Origin of the sequence: Mesorhizobium sp. 1B3 (assembly GCF_050958605.1) — a bacterium.
Lineage (GTDB): Bacteria > Pseudomonadota > Alphaproteobacteria > Rhizobiales > Rhizobiaceae.
On sequence record NZ_JBJHDO010000001.1, the window covers coordinates 735,382 to 760,372 of the forward strand.

Below are 24,991 nucleotides of genomic sequence, written 5' to 3' on the forward strand. Positions count from 1 at the left end.
CTTTCGTCTAGAGTTCCGTCCGGCACCAGAAAGCGGCGAACAGGATGGCGGTTGCTTGGATCGGCAACCGGGAAACACTGTTGAGGCGCGCGGTCGAGCATGCCGCGATGCTTCTTCGTTCAAGTCGGTGCCCGGTCTTCAGTCTCGACACGGATATTCATGGCGTACGCGCCGCGATTGGTTTGGCAGAGCGGATCGGTGCAGCCTGCGATCATCCCCGCGGCGCGTCGCTTGCCGCCGAGACGGCACTTTTCACCGACAAGGGGGCCATGACCGTTTCCCCCGGCGAGGCGCGGGGCCGCGCCGATCTTCTGGTGCTGGTGGGCACCATGCCGGAAGCCTATCATGCCTTCCTGGCGGACCTCACGAATTCCGTCCCCGACCTGGCAGAGAAGGGCGGGCGCAATGTTTTCCGTGTCGGCAGGGGCCGCTCGAAGGGCTTGCCCTGGGGCGGGGAGGCGATCCAGCTATTCGTGGCCAATGCCGGGCTGGCAGCGACGCTGGCCGCACTTCGGGCTCAATGCGCGGGCCGCCAGGTGACGATCCCGGTCTCCAATTTCGGCCGCTTTGCCGAGGCCCTGTCTGTGGCGCGTTTTCCCGTCTTCGTATTTTCGGGTTACTCGGCCGATGCTCTCGCCCTGGAGATGCTGCAAGGGCTGGTCGCGGACCTCAATCGCAGAAAGCGAGCGTCGACGCTTCATCTGACAGCGAGCGAGAATGGTTGGGGCGGCGTGCTTGCTTCCACCTGGATGACCGGCTTTCCGCTGCGCACCGGGTTTGCGCGCGGCTTTCCCGAATTCGATCCCTGGCGCTTCGACGCCGAAAGGATGATCGCAGGAGGGGAGGCCGACCTTCATCTCTGGATCTCGGGGCATGTCGGCGGGCGACCAGTCCGCAAGAACGGCACCAGGACGATCGCGCTTGCCCGGACGGCGCGCGCCATACCCGGAGCGGCGGTGACGATCGCGATCGGCGAGGTGGGTGCCGACCATCCCGGCGTCGTCTACTCCGCGCGAACGGGAGGTTTGGTTTCGCTCCGCGCGAGAGAGGAGTCAGACCTTCCGACGTCGGCGGCAATCGTCCACGCGATCGCTGATCTCGTGTCGGCGGAGTTGCCATGCTGACGCGCATCGCTGGAGGGGAAGTCATCGATCCCGTGAATGGCCGGGCGGGTAAGGGGGACGTTTGGATCCGCGACGAGATGATCGTCGATCCGCCGTCCGGCGGACAGGCCGACAGAACCTTCGATGCGAGCGGCTGCGTGGTCATGGCTGGTGGCATCGACATCCATTCCCATATCGGCGGGGGCAACGTGAACACGGCGCGGCTCTTGCTGCCGGAACACCACGCCGCGCATATGTCCCGACCGGCGGTGACGCCGCTGTCGAACGCCGGCTGGTCGACCTTCGAGACCGGATGCCTCTACGCCAGGATGGGCTTCACCACTGTGGTGGAGCCTGCCATGCCGCCCGGGGGTGCTCTCCACACACATCTTGAACTTGCCGATATTCCCATCATCGACAAGGCGACACTCGTCATCCTCGGCAATGACGATTTCCTCCTGTCGCTGATCCGCGACGGCTCCTCGCCGGCCATGATCGACGACTATGTCGCCTGGACCATCGCATCGACAAGGGCGCTCGGCGTGAAGGTCATCAACGCGGGTGCGGCTGCGGCCTTCCGCGAGAATGTACGCAGCTTTTCGTTCGACGATGTCGTACCCCTTTATGGCGTCAGCTCGCGCCGGATCGTCAAGACGCTGCAGTCGGCGGTGGCAAGGCTTGGCGTTCCCCATCCGCTGCACGTCCATTGCAACAATCTCGGCGCGGCCGGTTCGGCCGATACCGCCGCCACGACCATCGCCGCAGCCGAAGGTGTGCCTCTCCATCTCGCCCATCTCCAGTTCTACGGCTATGGCACGGAGGGGAAGCGCAAGTTTTCCTCGGCTGCCGCACGGCTCGCTGAGCTGGTCAACCAGACGCCGGAAGTCACCATCGATATCGGCCAGGTGATGTTCGGACAAACGGTGACCATCTCGGGCGACGTCTTGCGCCAGTTCTCCGCAAGGGGAAGCGCACATCCCAGGAAGACGGTGATCCACGAGAGCGACGGCAATGGCGGCGGCATCGTGCCCTATCGTTATCGACCGGATTTCTACGGCACGGTTCAATGGGCGGCAGGGCTGGAGCTCTTCCTTCTCATCACCGATCCCTGGCGGGTCTTCTTCACGACCGATCACCCGAACGGCGCACCTTTCACGGTCTATCCCCAGCTCTTCGAGCTGCTGATGAGCCGCGATGCGCGAGAGCGAATGGCCTCCGGGCTTTCTCGAAAGGGACTCGAATTGACGACGCTGGCGTCGATTGCACGCGAATATACGTTCGAGGAGATCGCCATCATGACCCGGGCGGCGCCCGCACGCCTCCTCGGCCTCTCCGATCGCGGCCATCTCGGTGCGGGTGCGATCGCCGACATCGCGGTCTACCGGAGGGACAAGGACATCGCGCAGATGCTCGGGTCGGCGGCCCTGGTGTTCAAGAATGGTGACCTTGTCGTGCGCGACGGGGAAGTCACGCATTATCGTTGGGGCAAGGCCTTGCGGCTCGATCCTCCCGTGGAGGGCGCCATCAAAAAACGGCTCGAAGCCTATCACCAGCAACGCTACGGGCTATCGCTCGACTGGTTCACTTTTCCCGATTCCGCCATTGGGCGCGAGCATCCGTTCGGCGAGGTGTCATGCCGAAGCTAGAGGTCAATGGTGTCGCCGTCGACGATACCTTCGCGGAAGCTTTCGGCATGCGCGCGACGGCTGTCGTCATCACCGCGCCGACCCGAAAATGGGCAAGGCAGGCCGCAATCACCATGACCGGCTTCGCGACGTCGGTCATCGGATGCGGCTGCGAGGCAGCGATCGATATCGAGCTGTCGCCGGCGCAGACCCCGGACGGTCGCCCGGGTTGCCGGGTGATGATCTTCGCGATCAGCACGGACGAGTTGCAGAAACAATTGCAGAACCGCATCGGGCAGTGCGTGCTGACCTCACCCGGCAGCGCGTGCTTTGCCGGACTGGACGGACCCAACGAGTTGAAGCTCGGCGCCGCCCTGCGCTACTTCGGCGATGGTTGGCAGATCTCCAAGAAATTCGGCGACAGGCACTACTGGCGGGTCCCCGTGATGGACGGAGAGTTCCTATGCGAGGCCACCACCGGCATGACCAAGGAGGCGGTCGGCGGCGGCAACCTCCTACTGCTTGCGCAAAGCAGCGGCAGGGCGCTTGCCGCGGCGGAAGCGGCGGTCGCGGCGATCGACAGGGTTCCGGGGGCGATCATGCCATTTCCCGGCGGTGTCGTGCGGTCCGGCTCGAAGGTGGGCGGCAAATACAAGGGCATGTCGGCTTCGACCAACGAAGCCTTCGCGCCGACCTTGCGCGGCGTGACCAAAAGCGCGATCGGTCCGGAAGTCAATGCGGTGCTCGAGATCGTCATCGACGGCGAGACGAGCAACGCGGTGGCCGCCGCCATGAAGGCGGGGATCGAGGCAGTCGGCAAGCTTGGGCCGGACAAAGGCGCGACGCGCATCAGCGCGGGTAATTACGGTGGCAAGCTCGGCAAGTTCCATTACCATCTGAAGGACCTGCTGCCATGAAGCCGCTGACCTTCACGCTCGTCGCGAAGCCGGGCGAGCGGCTGGATCTGTCCCCGCTGACTGCGCTTCGCCTGGCCGGTTTGGAAAGGCATGAAATCGAGAAAATCCGGATCGGCACCTCGCGACGCCCCGCGCTCGTCGGCGATATCTTCCGCATTGCAGGTAATGACTTGGAGACCATCGTTTTCGACGGCGGGAGCAATCGCTTCGACCGGGTGGCCGAGGGGCTGGCCGGCGGGACGGTACGCGTCATCGGGGATGTCGGCGCGCTTGCAGGCCGCGCCATGCGAGGCGGGCAAGTCGTCGTCGAAGGCAGCGCCGGTCCGCATGCCGGGTCGGCCATGCGCGGCGGCAGGCTCGAGATCCTGGGTCGGGCCGGTGATCATCTCGGCGCTCCCCTGGCGGGAGAGCTTGCGGGCATGAATGGCGGCGTGCTGATCGTGCGGGGAGGGGCGGGCGTTTATGCCGGCGATCGCATGCGGCGTGGTTTGGTCGTCGTGCTGAAGGGCTGCGGTGATTTTCCAGGATGCCGGATGATCGCCGGTACGCTCGCTGTGGCGGGCGGCGCGGGGGAAATGCCAGGCTATCTGATGCGGCGGGGCTCGATCCTCCTCGACCGCGCGCCGAAGAGCCTGTCGCCGAGCTTCGTGGAATGCGGGGCGCCGGAAAGCATCTTCGCCGCCCTGATCGACCGCCATCTCATCGGCGAAGGCATCCTGAAGCGGCCGCTGCTCGGGATCGCGCCCCGCCGCTATGGAGGCGACAATGCTGTCCTGGGTCTCGGCGAAGTTCTCTTCCCCCGCTGAGTGCCGCGAGGGGCAGTAAGATCGACCGGAGATCTTTCAGGCGTAGACGACTGCCGCCCGATACCGAAACTTAACCCGACAACTATATCCGATCTGCTTGCGACCATTTCCTGCGTTGGCGCCCAGCTGGCGCGAGGTTTGGAGAGACCGTTGCATGGGCAGCATCAGACCGTTGATCAGATCGGATGTGCCGGCGGTCGCCGCCTTGCTGCAGCGCATTCTGCGCAAGACGAGCGAGCCGGCGATGCCTTCGCTCGAGGCCTATCTGGGTGAGCTCTTCCTGGATGGCGCTCATCGCGATCCGGATATCAATTCTCACGTCTATCTTCGCGGCGACGGCTCCGTGGCGGGCTTTATCGGGGCGTTGGCGCTGCCGATGGAAGTCGAGGGAAGGGCGGTCCGCGGTGCTCTGTGCGGCTCGTTCATGGTGGACCGGCACTCCGACGATCCATTCGCCGGTGCGCGGCTGATGCGGGCCTTTCTCGCAGGCCCCCAGGACATTTCGCTTACCGAAACGGCCAACGACATATCCACCGCCATGTGGCGCGGGGTCAACGCCACCATGCTGCCCGGCTACAGCCTCGAGTGGCTGCGTGTGCTGCGCCCAACGGAATTCCTGATTGAGATGGCTGCGCATGTCTCTCGGGCCGTGCGCATCATTTCGCCTTTGGCCAAGCCCTTCGACAGGCTCCTTCGGCAGAGGAAAATCCAGTCGCGGTTCTTCGGCTTGCCCGGCAAGACCTTGCCGACCAGCGAGGCCGACGACGAGATGACTGCCGCCCTTCTTGAACGTTTCACGAAGACCTTCGCGGCGCGCCCTCAATGGAAGGGGGAAAATTTGCGCTGCATGATTGCCGAATCCCACCGCAAAGCCCTTTACGGCGAAATGGTCCGGCGCATGGTAACAACGCGCGACGGCCGAGCCGTCGGGCTCTTCCAATATTACGGTTATCCGGGCCGCATCGGCCGCGTCATCCAAATCCTCGCCGCACCCGGTCAGAGTGGAGCGGTGATCGACTGCATGATCGCCCACGCCAGTGATCAGGGTTTGGTCGCGCTGCGCGGGCGAACCATGCCAGCGCTGATCGAGGCCATGCTTGGCCAGCCTTTCCTGTTCATGAATGCCGCATCGAGCATCGTGCACGCCCGCGATCCGGCCCTGGTGGAGCCATTCCGGACGGGTAAGGCCTTCTTCAACGGTTTTGCCGGAGAATCCTGGTCACGGCTCATCGGGGACCGTTTTGATTAGCGGGAGCGGACCATGTGCGGAATAGCCGGCTTCTGCGAAGCGGATTTGGCCGCCGACGAGGCTACTGCGCTGCTGCGGCGCATGGCTTCCGCGATCGCCCACCGGGGGCCAGACGGCGAAGGGGCCCATGTCGACGAGGGTGCCGGGCTCGTTCACCGACGGTTGTCCATCATCGATCTGTCCGGCGGGGGGCAGCCGATGTCGAATGCCGACGGGACGGTGTGGATCACCTACAACGGCGAGATCTTCAATTATCTCGAACTGCGCAGCGAGCTTGTCTCGCGCGGACGTCGCTTCCGCACGTCGAGCGATACCGAAGTCCTTCTGCATCTCTACGAGGAGAACGGGCCGGACTTCGTGTCCATGCTCAACGGCGACTTTGCGTTTGCCATCTGGGATGGGCGCCGCCGCCGCATGCTGCTTGCCCGCGATCGAATGGGGGTCCGCCCACTCTTTTACTCACACCACCGCGGGGCCTTCTATTTCGCTTCCGAGGTCAAGGCGTTGATGCAGGTGCCTGGACTGCGGCCCGAACTCGACCCCATCGCGCTCGACCAGATTTTCACGTTGTGGACGCCAATTGCACCGCGCACAGCATTCAAGGGCATCGCCGAGCTCGCCCCAGGCGAGGCAATGCTTGTGGAGAATGGCGGGTGCCGCACCTGGCGCTACTGGTCCCTCGATTTTCCCGACCTGGGCGACGAGGATCCGAGGGACGAGCGTGAGCTCGGCGGGGAGCTGAGAGCGCTCCTCGAGGATGCCGTCAGCATCCGCTTGCGCGCCGATGTCGAAGTCGGTGCATTCCTGTCCGGAGGCCTCGATTCTTCCATTGTCTCGGCACTCGGGACCCGTATGGCGGCCAGTGACTTTCACACCTTCTCGGTGGCCTTCGCGGATGCAGAATATGACGAGAGTGCGCAGCAGGACGTCATGGCCAGGGCACTGGGAACGCTCCATCACTCTGTCACCTGCGGCTCGGACGATATCGCCGGCGCCTTTCCCACGGTCGTGCGGCACATGGAACAGCCGGTGCTGCGCACGGCTCCGGCGCCGCTTTATCTCTTGTCCGGGCTGGCGCGCGAGCGGGGCCTGAAGGTGGTCCTATCCGGCGAGGGGGCGGACGAGATCTTCGCCGGCTACGATCTTTTCAAGGAAGCCGGGATTCGTCGCTTTTGCGGACGACAGCCTGCCTCGCAACTCAGGCCCCGGCTCTTTCGCAAGCTCTATCCCTACCTTCCTTCGCTGCAGCAGCAGACACCGGAATATCTCGCCGCGTTCTTCGGTATCGGAGGAGATGCGCACGATCGGCTCGCTTCTCATCGTCCCAGGTTTCGCACGACAGCCGGCGCAAAGATGTTCCTTTCGAGCGATCTGCGCCAGACGCTCTCGGGCTACGACGCCACAGAGGAAATCGTTGCTGCGCTGCCCGAATCCTCCAGGCGATGGCACCCGCTCCATCTCGCGCAATATATCGAGACCCGGTTCCTCCTACCGGGATATATATTGTCGAGCCAGGGCGATCGGATGGCGATGGCGCATGGCGTCGAAACACGCTTTCCTTTTCTCGACCATCGCCTTGTCGAATTTGCCGCACGCATTCCGGCTCGTATGAAGCTCCGTGGCCTGCGTGAAAAGCGCATCCTGCGCAGCGCGGCAGCCGATCTCCTTCCGCCTGCCATCGCCCAGCGGGGCAAGCAACCCTATCGCGCGCCGGGTAGCGCAGCCTTTCGCGGGCCTGCAGCTTCCTATGTCGGGGAACTCTTGCAAGCCGGGCCCGTCGCTTCCGCAGGGCTCTTCAATCCTCGGGCGGTGAGCAAGCTTATGGAGAAGTTCAACCGTGGCGCAGTCACCGGCTTCCGGGATAATGCCGCGCTGGTCGGCATTATCTCGGCGCAACTCTGGGCCCGTGAATTTCTCGGTGACGGCCGGAGAGAACCACCCAGCCAACCGCAAGTTTCCTTCAAAGAACGAGCTGTCCATGTCTGACGCGATCAAGAGCCAGGTTCGAACCTTCATCGTCGAGAACTTTCTGTTCGGCGACGACGCCTATCCGCTTGCGGACGAACTTTCGCTAGTCGAGAGCGACCTCGTCGATTCCACCGGAATTCTGGAACTGGTGGCTTTCGTCGAGCAGACCTTCGGCATCTCTCTTGCCGACGCCGACATCGTGCCGGACAATCTCGATTCCATCGCCCGGATCGCAAATTTCGTAGCGTGCAAGCGCGAGGCCGTGAACTGAGCTGATCCAGATGCGCGTCGAAACCCTGCTGCGAAACACTGCTGCCGCAAATCCCGGACGGATTGCCGTGACGGCCGAAGAAACGCGGTTGAGCTACGGCGTACTCGACGACAAGTCGGATCGGCTCGCCAGCGCCTTGCTGGCCCGTGGGGTGCGACGCGGCGACCGTGTCGTCGTCTTCATGGAAAATATCTGGGAGATGACTGTCGCCGTTTTCGCCGTGCTGAAGGCGGGAGCGGTTCTCTGCCCGGTCAATCCGTCTCTGAAGGCCGACGGCCTCCGCTTCGTGCTCGGGGATTGCCGGCCCTCGGCGATACTGACACAGGCCAAATATGCTCGCCTGTGCGAAGAAGCTGGCAGAGACGTGCCTGTCTCCCTGATCACCGTGGTGGCGCGAGGAGCAGTCGCCATCCCCGGGGTACTCGCCTTCGATGATTGCGTTGCGGAAGAGCCGGATGGGCTGCCCGAAGCCGGTACCGGTGACGACCTGGCGATGATCATCTATACCTCGGGCTCGACCGGAAACGCCAAGGGCGTGATGATGACCCATGCGAACATCGTCGCCGCGTCCGGCTCGATCGCCGCCTATCTCGAAAACTCTGCCGACGACGTCATCCTCGGCATCCTGCCGCTCTCCTTCACCTATGGTCTTTACCAGTTGCTCGTCGCCGTGCGAGTTGGCGCGCGGTTGGTGCTGCAAAAGAACTTCGCCTTCCCCCATGCCGTGCTCGCGGCAGCGCGCGCGGAGGGCATCACCGGCCTGCCTCTGGTGCCCACCATGGCGGCGATGATCCTCTCCATGAAGGATGTCGAGCCGCTACCCACCTTGCGCTACATCACCAATGCCGCGGCCGCGCTGCCGACCGCACATGTCGCCGGGCTGACGGAGCTCTTTCCGCAGGCGTGCCTCTACCTCATGTACGGCCTGACCGAATGCGCACGCGCCACCTTCCTGCCCCCCGAGGAAGTGGATCAGCGGCCGGATTCTGTCGGCAAGGCAATACCGGGAACCGAGGTGCTCGTCGTCGACGAAACCGGACGGTCGCTGCCGGCGGGCACCGTCGGCGAGCTGGTCGTACGGGGACCTCATGTCATGCAGGGCTATTGGGAAAACCCGGCGTCGACCGGCGCCGTGCTTCGCCCCGGACCGAAACCGGGCGAGCGGTGGCTCCACACAGGGGATCTGTTCCGTACCGACGCGGCCGGCTTTCTCTATTTCGTCGGTCGCAAAGACGACATCGTGAAGGTCGGCGGCGAGAAAATTGCGCTGTCCCAGGTGGAGGCGGCGCTTCATGCCTGTCGTGGCGTCGTGGCGGCGGTTGTCGTTGGCGTGCCTGATCCGGTTCTGGGGATGGCGCTTCGGGCGGTGGCCGTCGTGTCCGATCCGACCCTCACAGAACGTGATGTCCTGCGGCATTGCGCTGGAATTCTGCCGGAATCCATGGTGCCGAAGTCCGTCGAATTTCGCGCTGAGCTCCCTCTGACGGCGAGCGGGAAAGTGAGCCGGCGGCTCGTCACGGAAGCAGGAGAAAAGGAATGACCTCGCTAGGAACAACCTTTTCGGCGCGGACGCTCACGATCGATGCGCAGGCGGAAACGGAGCGCATCGTCGCTGCCATGCGCGCTCAGCTTCGCGCCATGCGCCGGCGCGGATTTGTCCTCGGCCTTTCCGGCGGCATCGATTCCAGCGTCTGCGCCGCATTGGCCGCCCGGGCGGTCGGGCCTGAGAACGTGTTCTGTCTTTTCATGCCGGAGAATGATTCCGACCCGGAAAGCTTGCGCCTCGGTCAATTGGTGGCAACGACGTTTGGCCTGGGAGGAGAGGTGGAGAATATTGGCCCCATGCTGGAGGCTATGGGCTGCTATGCGCGCCGCGATGCATCGATCCGGGAAGTCGTGCCGGAATACGGCGAGGGCTGGCGCTCCAAGCTCGTCATCGCAAATGGGGTCACGACGGCCGGTTACAATATTTCCTCGCTGGTTGTGGAAGACCCCGCAGGTGAGACGCGAAAGATTCGTCTTCCCGCGCGCACTTATCTGGGGATCGTGGCCGCCACGAACATGAAGCAGCGCACGCGCAAGCAGCTCGAATACTTCCATGCCGACCGCCTCAAATATGGGGTGCTCGGCACGCCCAATCGCCTTGAGGACGACCAGGGCTTTTTCGTCAAGAATGGCGATGGCTCGGCGGACGTGAAGCCGATCGCCCATCTCTACAAATCGCAAGTCTATCAGCTTGCCGAATGTCTCGGTGTACCTGAGGAGGTGCGGCGACGCCCTCCGACCACGGACACCTACTCGCTCCCGCAGACGCAGGAGGAGTTTTATTTCTCTCTGCCTTACGACAAGCTCGATCTGTGCCTTTATGGACTCGACAACGATGTTCCCGCCAAGGAAGTCGCACAGGCGGCTTCTCTCACGGAGGAGCAGGTCGCGCTCGTGTGGGCCGATATTGCCGCCAAGCGCAAGGCGGCGCATTATCTTCATCTGCCCGCACAGCGCGTCGAGGCTGTATTGCCGCCCGCTTGACCGCGTTGCTATGGAGAGAAACCCGACCCGGCGCATGCGGCTCGAAGACTGAAGGTGTTCCGTCAGGCGTCTCCCGGTCTTTCCGTGACCGAGAGTTCCTCGACCCAATCCTGGACGATGTTCTCGCTGGCGTGGATGCAGACGGCTTGCAACCGGCCCGAACCGATATTCCGGAACTTGTGGGGAATGCCCGAGGGGGCGACGACGATATCCCCCGCGCGGGCACGGATCTTTTCCGCTCCGACAGTGAACTCGACTTCGCCGGTCTGGACGATCCAGGTTTCCGTGTAGGGATGGACATGGAGGCCAGGTCCCTGGCCTGGATCGTTATCGACGAGGAAGAAGGATATTTGCGAGCCATGCTCCTGTCCTTCGAAGCGCACGGTACGGCTCGCACCCGGCTTTAGCTCCGCTTGTCGGATGACGTTAGGCATGCTGGGCTTCCCTCTGCTGATCAGTTGTCGTGATGAGAAGTATTACCAAAAGCAGCGAATGGCCTACCGGCGTACCCGAAGCTTGAGCCAGCGGTCGAAGGCGACCGCAGCGATAAGGATGAGTCCGATGACGATGCTCTGCGTGTAGGACGAGACATTGTTGAACTGGAGCCCGTTCTGCAACACGCCGATGAGGGCTGCGCCCACGACGGTTCCGCTGATGCTGCCGACGCCGCCGAACAGCGACGTTCCTCCGATCACGACGGCCGAAATCACGGTGAGTTCGTAGCCGATGCCGGCCACCGCCTCAGCCGAGTTGAGGCGGGCCGAAAGAACGAAGGCGGCGAGGCCCGCGAAGAATCCGACAATGATATAGACCGAGACCAGGATCCGGTCGACGCGCAAACCGGAGAGCCGGGCGGCCTCGGCATTGCCACCCACCGCATAGACGGCGCGTCCATAACGCGTATAGCGCAGCACGATGTGGCAAAGGATGGCTGCGACGACGAAGATGATCGCCGGAACCGGCACCGGTCCGATGAGACCGGTGCCGAACCAGCGCATGGAAGCATCGAAACCCGAGATCGGACCACCGTTGGAGATGGTCAGCGTCAGGCCCCGAAACACGGTAAGGCCGCCGAGCGTGACGACGAAGGGCGGCACCTTGAGCCTCGTGATCGCTAGGCCCTGGATGCCGCCGCAGGCCGCGCCGACGATGATCGCGGCGAGCAAGGCGGCGAACCAGCCGTAGCCGGCCGCCTGCGAGGGGTCGAGAGAGAGCGTGTTGGCAGTGCCGCCTTTGGCGACGACGGCAGCCACCATGCCGCAAAAGGCAAGCAGGGAACCGACCGAGAGATCGATGCCGGCCGTGAGGATGACGAAGGTCATGCCGAGCGCGATGAGGCCGGTGATCGAGATCTGCCTGGTGATGTTGAAGAGATTGATCGGATCGATGAAGCTCGGCTTCATCAAGGTGAAGACGATCATCAGCGCGATAAGAAACAGCAGCGGGCCGAAATTGACGAGCAGGCGTGCGAGATCCGGTCCACTGCGTTCTTCCCGGGCAACCGTGCTCATGCTTCCTCCGCCTGGATACGATCGAGCGCCATCAGCGCCATCAACTTCTCCTCATTCGCATCGATTGCCGGCATCTCGCCCGTGACGCGACCACGCCTCATCGTGACGATCCTGTCGCTGACGGCAAGCACTTCCGGCAGTTCGGAAGAGATCATCATGATCGCGATGCCGCGTGCCGCGAGCTGGACGAGGATTTGATGCACCTCCGCCTTCGCTCCGACATCGACGCCACGTGTCGGCTCGTCGACGATCAGCACCTTGGGGTCGCGCGCCAGCCAGCGGGCAAGGATGACCTTCTGCTGATTGCCGCCTGAAAGCCCCTCTATCGCCTGTTCCGGCGAAGCCATCCGGATTGCGAGCATCTTCTTGTAACTGGCCAGGGCCTCGCGCTCGCGGCGCTCCGTCATGAAGCCCAGCCCGTTGCTATAGGTGCCGAGGGTTGCGATCGAAAAATTGTTCAGAATGCCCAAAGCGGCAAAGATAGCCTGCTGCTTGCGGTCTTCCGGCACGAGGCCGATGCCCAGTTCGATGGCGTCGGCGGGAGAGGCGGGGACTATCGGCACCCCGTCTAGGCTGATGGTGCCGGCGGCGATGCGGTCGGCGCCGAAGATGGCGCGGGCAAGCTCTGTGCGGCCAGATCCGACGAGACCGGCAATGCCCAGGATTTCGCCGGCCCTGAGGTCGAGATCCACGCCCTCCAGCACGATGGCGTGTGGCGCTTCCGGATCGCGTACGGTCCGCAGGCCGCGAACCGAAAGCCGTACATCTCCGGCATTGTTGCGCTCGCTCGGCCTGGAATAGAGCTCGGATGCGGCACGTCCGACCATGCGCTCGATGATGGATGGAATGCCGATCGGTCGGCCTTCCCGAGTCAGATGGCCGGCCAGCCTGCCGTCGCGCAGCACGGTCATGCGATCGCAAATGGCTGACGCCTCTTCGAGGCGGTGGGTGACGAACATGACGGCCACCCCGTCCTGGCGCAGCCGGTCCATGATCGACAGGAGCCTCTGGACCTCGGTTTCGGTGAGCGCCGATGTGGGCTCGTCCATGATGATGAGGCGGCTCCTGAGCGACAAAGCGCGTGCGATTTCTACGAGCTGCTGCTCCGCCACCGAGAGCGCGGAAACAGGGGTCTTGGGATCGATGTTCAAACCGACCCGCGCGATGATGGCACGCGACTCCCGTTCCATCCGGCGCCAGTTCACCAGCCCGAAAGGTCCGAGCGGGGCGCGTCCGATGAAGATGTTCTCGGCGACCGTCAGCGTCGGGACGAGGCTGAGCTCCTGATAGATCGTGACGATGCCCCGCTGTTTGGCGTCGTTGGGATCTGACGGGCTGAACTCTCCGCCATCGAAAACGATGCGGCCGCTCGAGGGCGGCTGCACGCCGGATAGGATCTTGAGAAGGGTCGACTTTCCTGCGCCGTTCTCGCCAAGCAGTCCCAAAACCTCGCCGCGACGCACGTCGAGGGAGACGTCGCTCAGTGCCGTCACGCCGGCAAAGTGTTTCGTCAGTCCCTCGACGGACAGGAGCACATCGGCTTCTCCGGCAGAATCCGGTGACGACATGTCAGTCTCCCCAGGAGGTTCGTGCTGGATGGTTGCGGCGGCCGTGGACGCCGCAGCAAGGTATCACATGCCAGATCGATAGCTCATACCAGCCGCTACAAGGATTAACCGTTCGGGCAAGCCCCTCATCCGCCTGCCGGCACCTTCTCCCCGTCAAGGACGTGGAGAAGACCGATGTCGTCTTCGCCTTCGCTAGTCGCCCGCCGTTGGCGGCTGGCGAAATCCATGCGGTCGTCGTCTCTCTCCCCGCGAATTCGCGGGGAGAGATGTCCGGCAGGACAGTGAGGGGCAACTCGCGACCGGTCAAAGATCAACGCTCGATGGCATCAGGGTCGGAATTACGCCGCCCCTACTCTGGACGCTGGGACTATTTGACTTCACCGATACGCTCGGCCTTGTCGATATTGTCCTTGCCGATCACGATCGGCGTCAGAAGAACGACTTTCTCCTTAGGCTCGGTTTTATCTCGGGCGTAGGCAACCGCGATGCGGACCGCCGTGCGCGACTGTTCGCCGGGGAACTGCTCCACAGTGCCGGCAAGCTTGCCTTCGCGAACCGCGGCGATCGCCTCGGGCAGCGCGTCGAAGCCGTAGATCTTCACGTCGGTGAAACCGCGCGCGGCGCAGGCTTCCATGGCGCCCAGCGCCATGTCGTCATTGGCGCAGATGATCGCGTCCGGTTTGCCGTTCGCCGCAAGGCCGGCTTCCGTGACAGACAATCCCTCGGCACGAGCAAAGTTGGCGGTCTGTTCGAAGATGATCTGGTACTTGTCCTTGACCGGATCGATGACGTTGTGGACGCCCTTGTTGCGATCGATTGCCGGACCGGCGCCCGGCTGGCCCTGGAGGTGGAATATCTTCGCGCCGTCGGGAAAGGCATCGACCACCGCCTGCGCCTCGGCCTCGCCACCCTTGACGTTGTCGGCGCCGACATGGGCCAGGATCCCTTCCACGCCGTCGACACGGCGATCGATCGTGACAACAGGTATCCCGGCCTGGACCGCCTGTTCGACGGCGGGCGCCAGGGCGTTGACATCGAGCGGCGAGATGACGATCGCATTGACCTTCTGGACGACTGCGGCCTCGATGTCCGCGGTCTGCTTGGGCGCGGCATTCTGGCCGTCGCTTTCGATCAGATTGACGCCCTGGGCTTCCGCCTCGGCCTTGATCTGGTTGAGCATGTGCACGAAGAAGGGAAAGCTCAGGCTCGGCACCGAGCCGAGAACGGTCAGCTTGTCTTGGGCCAGCGCGGCAGGCGCGATCACCAATGCGCCGGCTGCCGCGGACGACAGCAGAAACTCACGTCTGTTCATCAACAACTCCTCCCATTGCCGGATGTTCGCCGGTCCTCCACCGGCGCAGGCCGGAAAAACCTATCCAGTGCCATATGTCAGCGCAAGGAGGTTGAAAGTACACCTTCAGTTGTCTAGCGGAAGATGAATAAATTCAACGGCAGGCAGAGTTGAGTGTCTCTCCTTCTCTATTGTGCCGGCGCGCCCGACTGCAACACAGCCAGGCGCGACGATCACGTTTTGGCTGAGATCCCGGGCAGCCTCTCAGGGGCCGTTTGAAGACGGGGTGGCGGTTTGAGGCGGTCCATGATTCAAGCTTCTGATGTGGACAGCAGCGAATCGGGCCAGGATGGCGGCCATGCGAGCGCTGGAGGGGAAACGAGCCCGAGGGGTGGTATTCTCGATAACCTGTCGGTCAAGCCACCGCCACTCTTTCCATAGTCGCTCGCTCGCGTCGCGCGCATAAGCGTACAGTTAATGGTTACCAACAGCGGCGATCGCCACTGCAGAGATCAAAGTTCTTCTTGTATCTCCTTATAGACCTGCAAATTGGGTCCGGTTGCGCGATTCAATTCTGTCATACCCTCATCAAATACTGGAACCTCCGAACAATCAAATCCCTTTTGCCTCGCGTGTTTCTCCAATTTCTCTTGCATTTTCTTCGAGCATTGATCGAATTCTACTCGAATTTGTTTGCATTTCGTATCGCGAGCATCCTTTTCAAGTTGTTCCAAAAATTTATCAATCCCCTCTGACTCAGGAGTTTTCTCTATATATTTAATATATCCACTTAGAGTGGATCTTCTTACCTCAATTTTGTCGGTAATCTTGTAGCCCCTATACTTCCAGCGCAAAATATAATGAAGTCTTACTTCGGGATTGATCGCCTCCAATCCTCTTACCTGCTTAAAAGCGTGCACTCCTCTGGTTGTTCTTCCCAAAACGTTTCCCATGCCCGGTCTCCTCGCAAGTTTAACCTAGTCAAACTATAGGATTCTTTAGAACCGTTCTAGTCTGTTGAGCGGCGAAATCGCAGTTGCAGCCTGCCAAGGTTGTGATCGCTCAGAGTCCGTTCGAGGAGAGAATATCACCGTTGCTGCTGAAACCGACCAAGCGCGGGCGCCTGATGCTGAACCGCTAGCGGGCAGGACGCGCAGCCAGTCCGAGCGCCGCCATCATCGAGAGGCCGCGTTTTTTCCACACAGCGGAGACGGCTTAGCTCGTGAGCGCGAACTGTTCGAAGGCCGGCTCCCCTGAGCCGCCGGCTCACATTCCTGGCCGTTTCTTGCCTGTCACGCTGTGCGTATGGTCGGGAACCCCTCGGACTTCGATGCTTCCCATGCGAGCCATCGGACTGAGCTCTGCGATCTCCACCGCTTGATCGATGGTTTCCGCTTCGATCAGGAAAAAGCCGCCCAGCACTTCCTTGGTTTCCATGAACGGCCCGTCGGTCCGCGATACCTTGCCGCCACGGCTGCGCACGATCACAGCGGTTTCAGGTGGTTGCAACGGCTGCGCCAGGATCAGTTGTCCGCGCTGCCTTATGTCCCAATCGAAGTCGATCGTTTCGTCGTTCAGCCTCGTCATTTCCTCTCCGGATAGGGCAGCCATGGCGCTGCCGTCGACATGAACCAGGCATACAAATCTCATCGCGAACCTCCCTTGCTCGTCTGAACATAGTCGCAGGTGTTCGCTCTATTCGACATATCGAGGCGGATTTTCTGTGGTGCCGCCCAGCATGCGGATCTCCGCATCCGCGTGCGACTGATGACCTCGAGCTGAATGTCCTCGGCGGTCAGGGCGCGCACGGCGTCGAAATCCACCCGAACCGGGCACGGCGCCGTTCTCGTCATGTGAAGAAGCCCGGCTACAGAATCTCAATTCGCGTGACACGCTTTGGAGCGGCACGCATCCATTCGGGTGGGCAAAGGATGCTCTATCTCGATACTCTATCTCTTTGAATCACGCATCGTGCCTTCCGAGCCGACGATTAGGCCAGCAAGAATCGTTTCCGATTTCGATCCGATGCGGGAGAGCGCCCGCGCGCAGCCTGTGCTGCCGGTGCGCGCGTCGCCTCACAGTGGTCCAACGTTGAGGATAGCGACACGCCGGTTTGCCCCACTGAACGGGTCCTTCGGATTGAACAGCTGTTCTTCCCCCAGGCCCAACGCAACGAGTTGGCTGGGCGAGACACGGAACGTGTTAACGAGCATTTCCACGACCGCGTCGGCGCGCTTTTGGCTCAGCTCGAGGTTGTAGGTCCGTGTTCCCTTGGCGTCCGTGTGACCGACGACAAGAAAGCGGTCGCTTAGAAGAAGCGGATTGTGAAGCGCATCGGCTATGCGTCCCACCGTGACCCAAGATTCCGGTCTGATGACGTCAGAGCCAAGATCGAACTGGATCTGAACGGTGAAATTCGGAAGATTCTTCAGCACGTCCGCTATCGGGGGCGCACCGGTGGCATTTTCCGCGCCATCCGCCTGAATGCGCGCTTCAATATCGCGCCGGATGGCATCCGTATCGATACCGATTTTCTTGGCGGATTTGCCGGTCTGACGTAACTCTGCAATCGCCTGGCCATATGTAATCTTTTCCTGCGCGTAAGACGGGCCCGCGACCGCGCCCAAAGCAAATGCCGTTGCGAGGAGTATCGCTGATTTTAAATTCATCTTCGGTCCCCAAATCTGCCTTTCACCTGAACGCCGCCCTTCTATTGGGCCCTGGTGGATATGTGATCGAGCCAACCCGCGGCTTGCAGAGCCTGCTTGCAGGGTGTCATCAGCCTCCGGAAATTGTCCGGCCGCATCAGGCAATGCAGTTTCCTGGCCTGCCCGGTCCCCTGGCTTGCGCAGAATTGTTTTACATCGAAGGCACAGAGTTCCGGTGCGGCCTGCTCTGCGGCAAGGCGAGCATCCATGTTCGCGATGAATGTCGACGTGGCGGACTTGCAGGAAGAAGAGCCCTTTGACTGAAGGCAGGAAGCCAGCTTGCCGCTGCCTGGCCTTATGCCTCTGCACGATTTGTCGACATCGGCCCGGCAGGCCTGCGCCCACAGCTCGACTGAATCCCCAAAGCTCATGGTCTGGGCGGTAGCCGGATGCGTATTGTAAGACGAAGCGATTATGCAAAGCGCGAAGCAAATTATCTTTAATCTCACGTCTTCCCTCCCGTTCGACTACTCTCGGCGCATCACGTCATGGCTTGCACCAAAGCCGACGCTGCTGAAGCCCGGAGCGCGGCGGAGCATCGGTGACTTGCTCCAACTGCGATTCCAGTCTGGCTCTCGATAAAGCTTTGCTGCGTTGATGCCCCCCGAATGTCAGAATAGCTGATACCGAGGGCCGATGAACGTAGTTTACGGTAGGTTACACCGTTACGACCCTGTCTATGGGGTGCTTCGCCGAGTTGTCATCTCATCGCGTCCACCGATCTTTTGCGAAAGCGGTGACTTCGGAGACGACTATTTCGTCGTGTCTCCGCCCCATTCCGGCGGCTAAATCAGTGGTTCGCGAAACGAGGGATCAGAGCGTGTCGTAGCGGCGGGGAAAGGTCGAGATGGCGCGCGCGGCCGTATCGACTCCGAAGGATAGCGCTTCGTCGAGACCGTCGCCGCGGACCCACGCCGTGAGGAATGCTGCGTTGAACGTATCTCCCGCTCCGACCGTGTCGATCACCCGCACCTCGGGCGCGGCGGCCGTCGCATGTTGGTCGGCCCGATAGGCGCGGGCGCCTTCTGGCCCGGTTTTCACCACCAGTGTCTGGGAGGGCCTCGATCTCTGCGCAAGAAGCGACGCGGCCCGATCGACGTCGTCGGCGCCGGTAATGCCTTTTAGTTCTTCCGCGTTGAGCAGTGCGAAGTCGGCGAGGCCGAGCCATTCCGACATCTGCCCAAGCGTCGTGGCGTTCCATCCGGAAGGTGGCCAGCCGGGATCGATGGCTGTCCGCCAGCCTCGCGCGGCAAGCTCGCGGAGCAGGCGGCCGGTCCCGGCGGCCACGTCGGGCATGAGATAGCCGCCGGCGATTGCCGCTATGGCGCGCTCGTGGGGCGCCTTCGGCAGAGCGTCGAGCAGGTCCTGCGTTCGGGCCGTCTGGAGGTGCCCCGGCGTGGTGAAGAAGACGCGATCGCCGCCCTTGTGCACGATGCCGACCGTCACAGTGGTCTGCCCCTCGTCCACGATCCACCGGCAGGAGCGCGCGTCGAACTGGCTGCGCAACCATGCCCCGTTCGGGTCGTCGCCGGTCGAGGCGACGAACAGATAGGGCAGGCCCATTCCTGTAAGCGCCAGCGCCATGTTGCCGGCCGAGCCGCCCGGCCGCATCTCGCTGCGTTCGACCATGATCTCGGTGCCGATTGCCGGCCAGCCGTCGATCTCGCCGAGCACGAGATCGACATTGGCGTTGCCGAGCAGAAGTATATCCGGGCCCGTCACTTGCGGGCGACCACCGGGACGTAGGTCTCCAGTTCGGGGGCGGGGAAGCGTATGGTCTCTCCCGTTTCGGCCGACCTGTAGAGGCCCATCAGGATCTTGACCACCGCGAGGCCGTCATGAAAGGTCTCCAGTGGCGTCTCACCCTTGCGAAAACATTCGACCATGTGCCGGTTCTCGTCCGTGTAACCGTAGACGCCGGCCTCGTCCTCCAGAACGGGCATCAAGCCCTGCTCGGCATTCTGCTTCTCCACGAGATCCTCGCCTTCGGCGCCGGTCACGGCGCGGGACATGAAGATCTTGAGTCCCGTGCCGAGCGAGTTGAATTCCATCGCATATTCCGGTCCGAGCAACTCGAGCTGGATGCGCAGGCCGGCGCCGACATAGGCCCAGGACGTCGTCGCCTCGATCATCAGTTCGTTGCCGTCTTCGTCCTCGAGGGTGACGGTGCCGCGCGCGAAATCTTCCGACGGGCGATTTCGATAGTCGACCTCCACGCCGAAGCGCGCCTTCAACTGATCGGCGTAGGCCGGCCGTGTCCATTTGAGGTTGGCCACGGTGCCGTTGACCGCCTTCACCTTGAGCGAGCCGCGCGGCGCGCCGGGTTTGGTGAGGAGATGACGCGCCACCTCCACGCTGTGGCACATCATGTCCGACAGCACGCCGCCGCCCTGTTTGTCGCCCTGCCAGAACCAAGGCTCGTGCGGACCGGAATGCTCTTCGGCTGCGCGGGCAAGGTACGGGCGCCCGGTGGTCGAAGCGGCGCGCCGCCAGATGATCTCCTTGCCCCGCATCACGGGCGTGCTGAACACCTGGTTCTCGAGATACCCGTGGTTCAGGCCGGCATCCTCGACCAGCCGCACCATCTCGCGCGCTTCGGCGACGGTTCGCCCCAGCGGCTTTTCGCAGGCGACGGCGAAAATCTTGCTCCGCCCCGCCTTCACTTCGGCATGGATCACCCGCATCGTGTCGAGGCGCGTGTAATTCGGAGAAAGGATCCAGATTGCATCGACGTCGCCGGAGCGCAGCATCGCTTCGAGGCTGTCGTAGCTCGTGCATGCGCCGAGACTGAGATCGCCGACCGCTTCTGCGAAGCGCGCGCGGTTCTCGGCGCTGCGGCTATAGACGCCGGTAACGTCGACATTGCGCACGCCGACCATCGACTTCAGGTGGAAATGGGCGATGAAGCCGCTGCCCACGAACCCTACGCGCAGTTTTTCCCCTGGGCTCGTCGTCATCTGTCAGGACTCCTCTTTAAATCGTCGGTCGGTGGGGGAGCGGTGGTGCCCCGGATCTGCAAGGTGACCGGCATCACCACCGGTTCGGCTGGGACAGGGTCGCCGGCAAGCATGGCAAGCAGCATGGTCATTGCCTGTCGGCCGATCTCGGCGCGCGGCTGGCTCACTGTCGTCAGTGCCGGGAAGAAGGCGGCGCTCAGATAGAGATCGTCGAAGCCGACGACGGAGACCTCGCCGGGCACATCCCGGCCGAGGCGGCGCAATTCATGTATGGCACCGAACGCCATCTCGTCATTGGCCACGAATATTGCCGTCGGCGGCCGAGGCAGCGCGAAGAGCCGGCGGCAAAGCTCCTGTCCGGATTGAAGCAGATAGTCGCCGCGCTGTTCGTAACCGTCGAGGATCGGAAGACCGGCATCGGCCATGGCATGGCGATAGCCGTCGCGACGGAGCGTCGCCATAATCTCGGGGAGTGGTCCGGCAATATGCGCGATGCGTCGGTGGCCGAGATCGATGAGATGCCGCACGGCCATGCGCGACGCGGCCTCGTTGTCGATCTGGATATGCGGCAGGCCGGAGCCGTCGATGGCTTCGAGCGCCACCACGACCGGTGCATCGCTCGGCACGTTCCTGATGCCTTGCGGCAGCTTGCCGGTCATCAGAATCATCCCGTCGGCATGGCCGTCGCTCAGCATGTCGAAATATTCGACCTCGCGGCCCGGATCGTTTTCGGTGTTGCCCATCAGCACGGAATAGCCGGCCTCGCGTGCCGTGGCTTCGATGCCCTTGAAGATGTCGAGATAGAAAGGGTTGCCGACGTCGCGCACCACCATCAGCACGGTCATGGCGCGCTGGGTCCTGAGACGCCGGGCGCTGATATTGGGCCGGTAGTTGAGCGCTTGCGCCACTTCGCGGATGCGGCTGAGGGTAGGCTCCGCGACAAGATTGGAGCCGGAGAGCGCCCGCGAGACGGTCGCCGGGGAAACGCCGAGCTGCTCGGCGATGTCCCTGATCCTGGGCCGGTCGCTCATGCGCGCAGCGCCCGCCCGCGTCCGTAGAACAGCATCAGCACCAGCAAGGTCGCGCCGAACACCATCTGCCGGCCGGACTCGTCGATATTCACCGTCGTCAGGATGCTCTGTAGAATGACCAACAGCACCGCGCCCGCCATGGTGCCGGTATATCCGCCTTTGCCGCCTGACAGCGGCGTGCCCCCGAACACGACCGCAATAATGGAAGGCAGCATATACTGTTCGCCGACATTGGCGAAGGATGAGCCGGAATAGCCGAGCAGGCAGATGCCGGCGATCGCCGCGAATACGCCCGACAGGACGAAAAGCGCGATGCGCACGGCTCTGACCGGTACGCCCGCCATCAAGGCCGCCGCTTCGTTGGATCCGATCGCGTAGATGCGGTGCCCGAAGACGGTACGCGCAAGCAGGAAGGCCATGAACAGGCCGATGGCGATCCAGAGCCAGATGATGCCAGGCAAGCCGAGGAGTATCGGCTGAGTGACGAATTGCGACAGGCCCGGCGCGGCGCGCCCGGAAGGAATGCCCTGGCGCACGACGACGAGGAGGCCTTGCAACACGCCCAGCATGCCGAGCGTCATGACCAAAGGAGGGATCCTGAGCAGCGTGACGCCGAGCCCATTGATCAGGCCGAACAACGCACCGGTCGCGATACAGCCAAGGATCGCGAGCGGGATGCCGCTATCGGTGCCGTTCATCAGGTTTCCCGCGACGATCGCCGACAGCGACACGACGCCGCCGACGGAGAGGTCGATGCCTTCGCGTCCACCGAGGATGACCAGGTTCTGGCCGGCGGCGACGATGCCGAGCAGCGCCGCGACGATCAGCAGCCGCAGGATCTGCTGGCCGGAGGCGAAGCCTGGGGAGAGCGTCTCGCCGATAACGAGCAGCACGACGATCAACGCCAGGGCGACCACCAAGGGCTTCTTCACGTACTCGATCAGGATTGGCGTTGTCATGCGCGAGCCTTCCGTCCGACAACGATGCCGGCCATCAGCGCGACGAGGATGGCAAGGCCTTGAACCAGGTTCTGCCATTCCGACGGCGTGCCGACGAAGAACACCAGCGAATTGATGAGCCCGATGATCAGCGCGCCTAACACCGATCCGACCATGGTGCCGTAGCCGCCGGAGAGCGCGCTCCCGCCGAGCACCACCGCTGCGACGCTGAACAAGGTCATCTTGCCGCCGACCAGCGGATCGCCGCTTGCCGTGTCACCGGTGATGCAGAAGGCGGCGAGCGCGGCGAACAAGCCGCAGAGTGCATAACCTTTGATGCGGATCGCGGTCACCGACAAGCCGCTCTGGAAAGCTGCCTGACTGTCGTCGCCGACCGCCAGCAATTGCGTGGAAAGGCGGGTGCGCGCCGCCAGGAACAGCACCACCGCCAGGACGACCACGACATACAGCACGAAAGGAATGTCGAGAATGCGCCCGCCGTAGGTGCGCCAGAAGGCGGCTGGGGCAGGCGTGCCGGCAACCGGCAGCACGTAAAGCGCAAGACCGGTGAAGAAGATGCTCGTCGCGAAGGTCGCGACGATCGCCTGCAGGCGGAGCGCCGCCACGACCACCCCATTGACGATGCCGCAAGCGAGCCCGGTCAGCAGTCCGACGGCGAGAGCAGCAAACACCGACAGCGTGCCGCCGCCCCATTTCTCCATGAGCACGACGATCACGACATTGACGAGCGAGACGATCGTTCCGGCGGACAAATCTATGTCGCCGGCATAGACGACATAGGTCTGCGCCACGGCGAGCATCATCAGTGCGAGATAGGTGCTGATCAGACCCGTCAGTGCGCGAAAGCTCAGGCTGTTTGGCGAGAAGAAGCCGTTGAGCGCCAGCAGCGCGACCAGGATGAGGAGAGCCGGTACGAAGGGAAAGCGCTCGATGACGCGCTTGAAGCCGCCATGGGATGCGCTGCGTGTCGGTGTGGCAAGGGTCATCACGCGGCCTCGTATGCGGCGTGGTAGAGGTTGTAGCGTGTCCGCTCCGCGCCCTTCAGCTCACGTGTCACCGAGCCGCCGTTGAAAACCAGGATGCGATCGGAATTGTTGAGCAGCTCGGCGTCCTCCGAGGAATAGAGCACGATCGCCACGCCCTCGTCCGCGAGCTTGCGGACAAGGGTGAAGAGATCCGATTTCGCGGCGAGGTCGATGCCCTTGGTGGGGTCGTCGAGGAGCAGGATGTCGGGGCGGTTGATCAGCCAGCGAGCGATGACGACCTTCTGCTGGTTGCCACCGGACAGCGAATTGATCGGAGCGGAGAGGCCGGCATATTTGGTGCGGAGTGCTTCCAGGGCCGGCGTCGCCTTGGTGGCAAGCGCGGCGGGGCGGGCAAGCAGCAGCCCTTTGCGGAGATAGTGGATGGGCGTGACATTCTCAAGGATCGGCCGCCCCTGGATGACGCCGTCGCGGCCGCGGTCGCCCGAAACGTAGGCGAACCCCTGGCGGATCGCCTCGCGTGGCGAGGAGACCTTGCGGCTTTCGCCATTGAGCCTGATCTCGCCCGATGAGACCTGCCGTGCGCCGAACAGCGCCCGCAGCACAGCCGATTGCCCTTGCCCGTGCAGCCCGCCGAACCCGAGGATCTCGCCGCGGGCGATGTCGAAACTGACTTCGGCAAAGCCCTGCCCGGAGAGCCCGCGAACCGACAGGAGGGAAGGGGCCGCTGTCGTGGAGGCCGCAGGTGCGACCGCTGGCGGGGCGAGGTCCTCGCGGCTGCCGACCATGAGATGGATGATCGCCGACTGGTCGGTTTCGCTGATTCGCGACGTGCCGACCGTTTCGCCCTCGCGGATGACGGTCACCCGGTCGCCGATGGCGAAAATCTCGTCCATCCGGTGAGAGATGAAGACCATGGCGCGGCCTATGGCCTTGAGGTTTCTGAGAATGTCGAAAAAGCGCTCGACCTGGGCGCTGTCCAGCGCCGATGTCGGTTCGTCGAAAATGAGTATCGGAGCTTCGGTCGCGAGCGCCTTCATGATCTCCACTAGCTGGCGCTGATCCGGGCGCAATTCGCCGACGGGTGTCTCCGCCGCGAAGCCTTCGCCGGTCACGCCGTCGAAGAGGGCGATGTAGCGGGCGGCGCGCGCGGTGAGCTCGGAGCGGTCTATGAACAGCCCCGCCTTGAGCGGAAGGTCGGGAAGGCAGATATTCTCCTCGACGGTGCGGTGGGCGGCGAGGCTGAGCTCCTGGTAGAAGATGCCGATGCCGAGCGCCTTGGCGCCGCGCGGCCCGGAGACGACCACAGGTTTGTCGTCCAGCAGGATCTCGCCGCTGTCGGGACGTACGGTGCCGGCGGCGATCTTGCAGAGCGTGCTCTTGCCCGATCCGTTCGAGCCTATCAGGACATGCACTTCGCCGGCGGCGACCTCGAGATCGCCGCGGCGCAGAGCGACCGTCGCGCCGTATGCCTTGCTTACGCCGCCGAGCTTGAGCTTAGACATGGAACCCGTC

22 protein-coding genes are annotated in these 24,991 nt (G+C 63.0%); 9 read left to right on the forward strand and 13 right to left on the reverse strand.

The window, feature by feature from the left end; genetic code table 11:
- The first annotated feature begins 44 nt into the window (after window positions 1-44).
- The 9 genes from ACCO56_RS03475 to nadE all read left to right on the forward strand — a co-directional run bounded on the left by ACCO56_RS03475 (window position 45) and on the right by nadE (window position 10,468).
- Window positions 45-1,124, forward strand: coding sequence for a tungsten formylmethanofuran dehydrogenase (locus ACCO56_RS03475; protein ID WP_433637641.1), 1,080 nt, complete (start codon window positions 45-47; stop codon window positions 1,122-1,124).
- Window positions 1,118-2,749 carry a formylmethanofuran dehydrogenase subunit A gene (locus ACCO56_RS03480; RefSeq protein WP_433637642.1) on the forward strand — a complete coding sequence of 544 codons (1,632 nt, stop codon included), beginning with the start codon at window positions 1,118-1,120 and terminating at the stop codon, window positions 2,747-2,749. The genes ACCO56_RS03475 and ACCO56_RS03480 overlap by 7 nt, the downstream gene beginning before the upstream one ends.
- The gene (gene fhcD / locus ACCO56_RS03485) at window positions 2,737-3,645 is read left to right on the forward strand and encodes a formylmethanofuran--tetrahydromethanopterin N-formyltransferase (RefSeq protein ID WP_433637644.1); all 909 of its coding nucleotides are present in this window, start codon (window positions 2,737-2,739) and stop codon (window positions 3,643-3,645) included. Before ACCO56_RS03480 ends, fhcD begins: the two co-directional genes overlap by 13 nt.
- Window positions 3,642-4,451, forward strand: a complete 810-nt coding sequence (locus ACCO56_RS03490; protein ID WP_433637646.1) for a formylmethanofuran dehydrogenase subunit C — start codon at window positions 3,642-3,644, stop codon at window positions 4,449-4,451. The genes fhcD and ACCO56_RS03490 overlap by 4 nt, the downstream gene beginning before the upstream one ends.
- 154 nt (window positions 4,452-4,605) lie before the next feature.
- The gene (locus ACCO56_RS03495) at window positions 4,606-5,700 is read left to right on the forward strand and encodes a hypothetical protein (RefSeq protein WP_433637647.1); all 1,095 of its coding nucleotides are present in this window, start codon (window positions 4,606-4,608) and stop codon (window positions 5,698-5,700) included.
- 12 nt (window positions 5,701-5,712) lie between these two features.
- Window positions 5,713-7,686 carry an asparagine synthase (glutamine-hydrolyzing) gene (asnB, locus tag ACCO56_RS03500; protein WP_433637649.1) on the forward strand — a complete coding sequence of 658 codons (1,974 nt, stop codon included), beginning with the start codon at window positions 5,713-5,715 and terminating at the stop codon, window positions 7,684-7,686.
- On the forward strand, window positions 7,679-7,939 hold the full coding sequence (locus tag ACCO56_RS03505) for an acyl carrier protein (protein ID WP_433637651.1): 261 nt from the start codon (window positions 7,679-7,681) through the stop codon (window positions 7,937-7,939). Before asnB ends, ACCO56_RS03505 begins: the two co-directional genes overlap by 8 nt.
- A 10-nt stretch (window positions 7,940-7,949) precedes the next feature.
- The gene (locus tag ACCO56_RS03510; RefSeq protein WP_433637653.1) at window positions 7,950-9,479 is read left to right on the forward strand and encodes a class I adenylate-forming enzyme family protein; all 1,530 of its coding nucleotides are present in this window, start codon (window positions 7,950-7,952) and stop codon (window positions 9,477-9,479) included.
- Window positions 9,476-10,468 (forward strand): NAD(+) synthase, encoded by a 993-nt coding sequence (nadE, locus tag ACCO56_RS03515; RefSeq protein ID WP_433637655.1) that lies wholly within the window; start codon window positions 9,476-9,478, stop codon window positions 10,466-10,468. The genes ACCO56_RS03510 and nadE overlap by 4 nt, the downstream gene beginning before the upstream one ends.
- A 62-nt stretch (window positions 10,469-10,530) precedes the next feature.
- On the opposite strand, the gene ACCO56_RS03520 is transcribed toward nadE, so the two are convergent.
- The 13 genes from ACCO56_RS03520 to ACCO56_RS03580 form a co-directional block, all read right to left on the reverse strand.
- Window positions 10,531-10,902: a cupin domain-containing protein gene (locus tag ACCO56_RS03520; RefSeq protein ID WP_433637657.1), complete on the reverse strand. Its 372-nt coding sequence runs from the start codon at window positions 10,900-10,902 to the stop codon at window positions 10,531-10,533.
- A gap of 63 nt (window positions 10,903-10,965) precedes the next feature.
- Window positions 10,966-11,979 (reverse strand): ABC transporter permease, encoded by a 1,014-nt coding sequence (locus ACCO56_RS03525; RefSeq protein ID WP_433637658.1) that lies wholly within the window; start codon window positions 11,977-11,979, stop codon window positions 10,966-10,968.
- Window positions 11,976-13,547 carry a sugar ABC transporter ATP-binding protein gene (locus ACCO56_RS03530; protein WP_433637663.1) on the reverse strand — a complete coding sequence of 524 codons (1,572 nt, stop codon included), beginning with the start codon at window positions 13,545-13,547 and terminating at the stop codon, window positions 11,976-11,978. The genes ACCO56_RS03525 and ACCO56_RS03530 overlap by 4 nt, the downstream gene beginning before the upstream one ends.
- Window positions 13,548-13,914: 367 nt before the next feature.
- A complete protein-coding gene (locus ACCO56_RS03535) occupies window positions 13,915-14,859 on the reverse strand; it encodes a substrate-binding domain-containing protein (protein ID WP_433637665.1) in 945 nt (314 codons plus the stop codon).
- A 491-nt stretch (window positions 14,860-15,350) separates the two neighbouring features.
- Window positions 15,351-15,791, reverse strand: a complete 441-nt coding sequence (locus ACCO56_RS03540; protein ID WP_433637666.1) for a hypothetical protein — start codon at window positions 15,789-15,791, stop codon at window positions 15,351-15,353.
- A 313-nt stretch (window positions 15,792-16,104) separates the two neighbouring features.
- A complete protein-coding gene (locus ACCO56_RS03545) occupies window positions 16,105-16,488 on the reverse strand; it encodes a YciI family protein (protein WP_433637668.1) in 384 nt (127 codons plus the stop codon).
- A gap of 425 nt (window positions 16,489-16,913) precedes the next feature.
- A complete protein-coding gene (locus ACCO56_RS03550; RefSeq protein ID WP_433637669.1) occupies window positions 16,914-17,651 on the reverse strand; it encodes an OmpA family protein in 738 nt (245 codons plus the stop codon).
- Window positions 17,652-18,359: 708 nt separating this feature from the next.
- On the reverse strand, window positions 18,360-19,268 hold the full coding sequence (locus ACCO56_RS03555; RefSeq protein ID WP_433637671.1) for a carbohydrate kinase family protein: 909 nt from the start codon (window positions 19,266-19,268) through the stop codon (window positions 18,360-18,362).
- Window positions 19,265-20,503: a Gfo/Idh/MocA family protein gene (locus ACCO56_RS03560; protein ID WP_433637672.1), complete on the reverse strand. Its 1,239-nt coding sequence runs from the start codon at window positions 20,501-20,503 to the stop codon at window positions 19,265-19,267. The genes ACCO56_RS03555 and ACCO56_RS03560 overlap by 4 nt, the downstream gene beginning before the upstream one ends.
- A complete protein-coding gene (locus tag ACCO56_RS03565; protein ID WP_433637673.1) occupies window positions 20,500-21,534 on the reverse strand; it encodes a LacI family DNA-binding transcriptional regulator in 1,035 nt (344 codons plus the stop codon). Before ACCO56_RS03565 ends, ACCO56_RS03560 begins: the two co-directional genes overlap by 4 nt.
- Complete coding sequence (locus ACCO56_RS03570) at window positions 21,531-22,493, reverse strand: ABC transporter permease (RefSeq protein ID WP_433637674.1); 963 nt, start codon at window positions 22,491-22,493, stop codon at window positions 21,531-21,533. The genes ACCO56_RS03565 and ACCO56_RS03570 overlap by 4 nt, the downstream gene beginning before the upstream one ends.
- Window positions 22,490-23,479, reverse strand: a complete 990-nt coding sequence (locus ACCO56_RS03575; protein WP_433637676.1) for an ABC transporter permease — start codon at window positions 23,477-23,479, stop codon at window positions 22,490-22,492. Before ACCO56_RS03575 ends, ACCO56_RS03570 begins: the two co-directional genes overlap by 4 nt.
- Window positions 23,479-24,981: a sugar ABC transporter ATP-binding protein gene (locus tag ACCO56_RS03580; protein ID WP_433637677.1), complete on the reverse strand. Its 1,503-nt coding sequence runs from the start codon at window positions 24,979-24,981 to the stop codon at window positions 23,479-23,481. Before ACCO56_RS03580 ends, ACCO56_RS03575 begins: the two co-directional genes overlap by 1 nt.
- Window positions 24,982-24,991 lie beyond the last annotated feature (10 nt).

Bases quoted from the DNA above. Each gene is read 5' to 3' on its own strand.
- ACCO56_RS03475 (WP_433637641.1), top strand. From the start codon at position 45: ATGGCGGTTGCTTGGATCGGCAACCGGGAAACACTGTTGAGGCGCGCG.
- ACCO56_RS03480 (WP_433637642.1), top strand. From the start codon at position 1,118: ATGCTGACGCGCATCGCTGGAGGGGAAGTCATCGATCCCGTGAATGGC.
- fhcD (WP_433637644.1), top strand. From the start codon at position 2,737: ATGCCGAAGCTAGAGGTCAATGGTGTCGCCGTCGACGATACCTTCGCG.
- ACCO56_RS03490 (WP_433637646.1), top strand. From the start codon at position 3,642: ATGAAGCCGCTGACCTTCACGCTCGTCGCGAAGCCGGGCGAGCGGCTG.
- ACCO56_RS03495 (WP_433637647.1), top strand. From the start codon at position 4,606: ATGGGCAGCATCAGACCGTTGATCAGATCGGATGTGCCGGCGGTCGCC.
- asnB (WP_433637649.1), top strand. From the start codon at position 5,713: ATGTGCGGAATAGCCGGCTTCTGCGAAGCGGATTTGGCCGCCGACGAG.
- ACCO56_RS03505 (WP_433637651.1), top strand. From the start codon at position 7,679: ATGTCTGACGCGATCAAGAGCCAGGTTCGAACCTTCATCGTCGAGAAC.
- ACCO56_RS03510 (WP_433637653.1), top strand. From the start codon at position 7,950: ATGCGCGTCGAAACCCTGCTGCGAAACACTGCTGCCGCAAATCCCGGA.
- nadE (WP_433637655.1), top strand. From the start codon at position 9,476: ATGACCTCGCTAGGAACAACCTTTTCGGCGCGGACGCTCACGATCGAT.
- ACCO56_RS03520 (WP_433637657.1), bottom strand. From the start codon at position 10,902: ATGCCTAACGTCATCCGACAAGCGGAGCTAAAGCCGGGTGCGAGCCGT.
- ACCO56_RS03525 (WP_433637658.1), bottom strand. From the start codon at position 11,979: ATGAGCACGGTTGCCCGGGAAGAACGCAGTGGACCGGATCTCGCACGC.
- ACCO56_RS03530 (WP_433637663.1), bottom strand. From the start codon at position 13,547: ATGTCGTCACCGGATTCTGCCGGAGAAGCCGATGTGCTCCTGTCCGTC.
- ACCO56_RS03535 (WP_433637665.1), bottom strand. From the start codon at position 14,859: ATGAACAGACGTGAGTTTCTGCTGTCGTCCGCGGCAGCCGGCGCATTG.
- ACCO56_RS03540 (WP_433637666.1), bottom strand. From the start codon at position 15,791: ATGGGAAACGTTTTGGGAAGAACAACCAGAGGAGTGCACGCTTTTAAG.
- ACCO56_RS03545 (WP_433637668.1), bottom strand. From the start codon at position 16,488: ATGAGATTTGTATGCCTGGTTCATGTCGACGGCAGCGCCATGGCTGCC.
- ACCO56_RS03560 (WP_433637672.1), bottom strand. From the start codon at position 20,503: ATGACGACGAGCCCAGGGGAAAAACTGCGCGTAGGGTTCGTGGGCAGC.
- ACCO56_RS03565 (WP_433637673.1), bottom strand. From the start codon at position 21,534: ATGAGCGACCGGCCCAGGATCAGGGACATCGCCGAGCAGCTCGGCGTT.
- ACCO56_RS03570 (WP_433637674.1), bottom strand. From the start codon at position 22,493: ATGACAACGCCAATCCTGATCGAGTACGTGAAGAAGCCCTTGGTGGTC.
- ACCO56_RS03575 (WP_433637676.1), bottom strand. From the start codon at position 23,479: ATGACCCTTGCCACACCGACACGCAGCGCATCCCATGGCGGCTTCAAG.
- ACCO56_RS03580 (WP_433637677.1), bottom strand. From the start codon at position 24,981: ATGTCTAAGCTCAAGCTCGGCGGCGTAAGCAAGGCATACGGCGCGACG.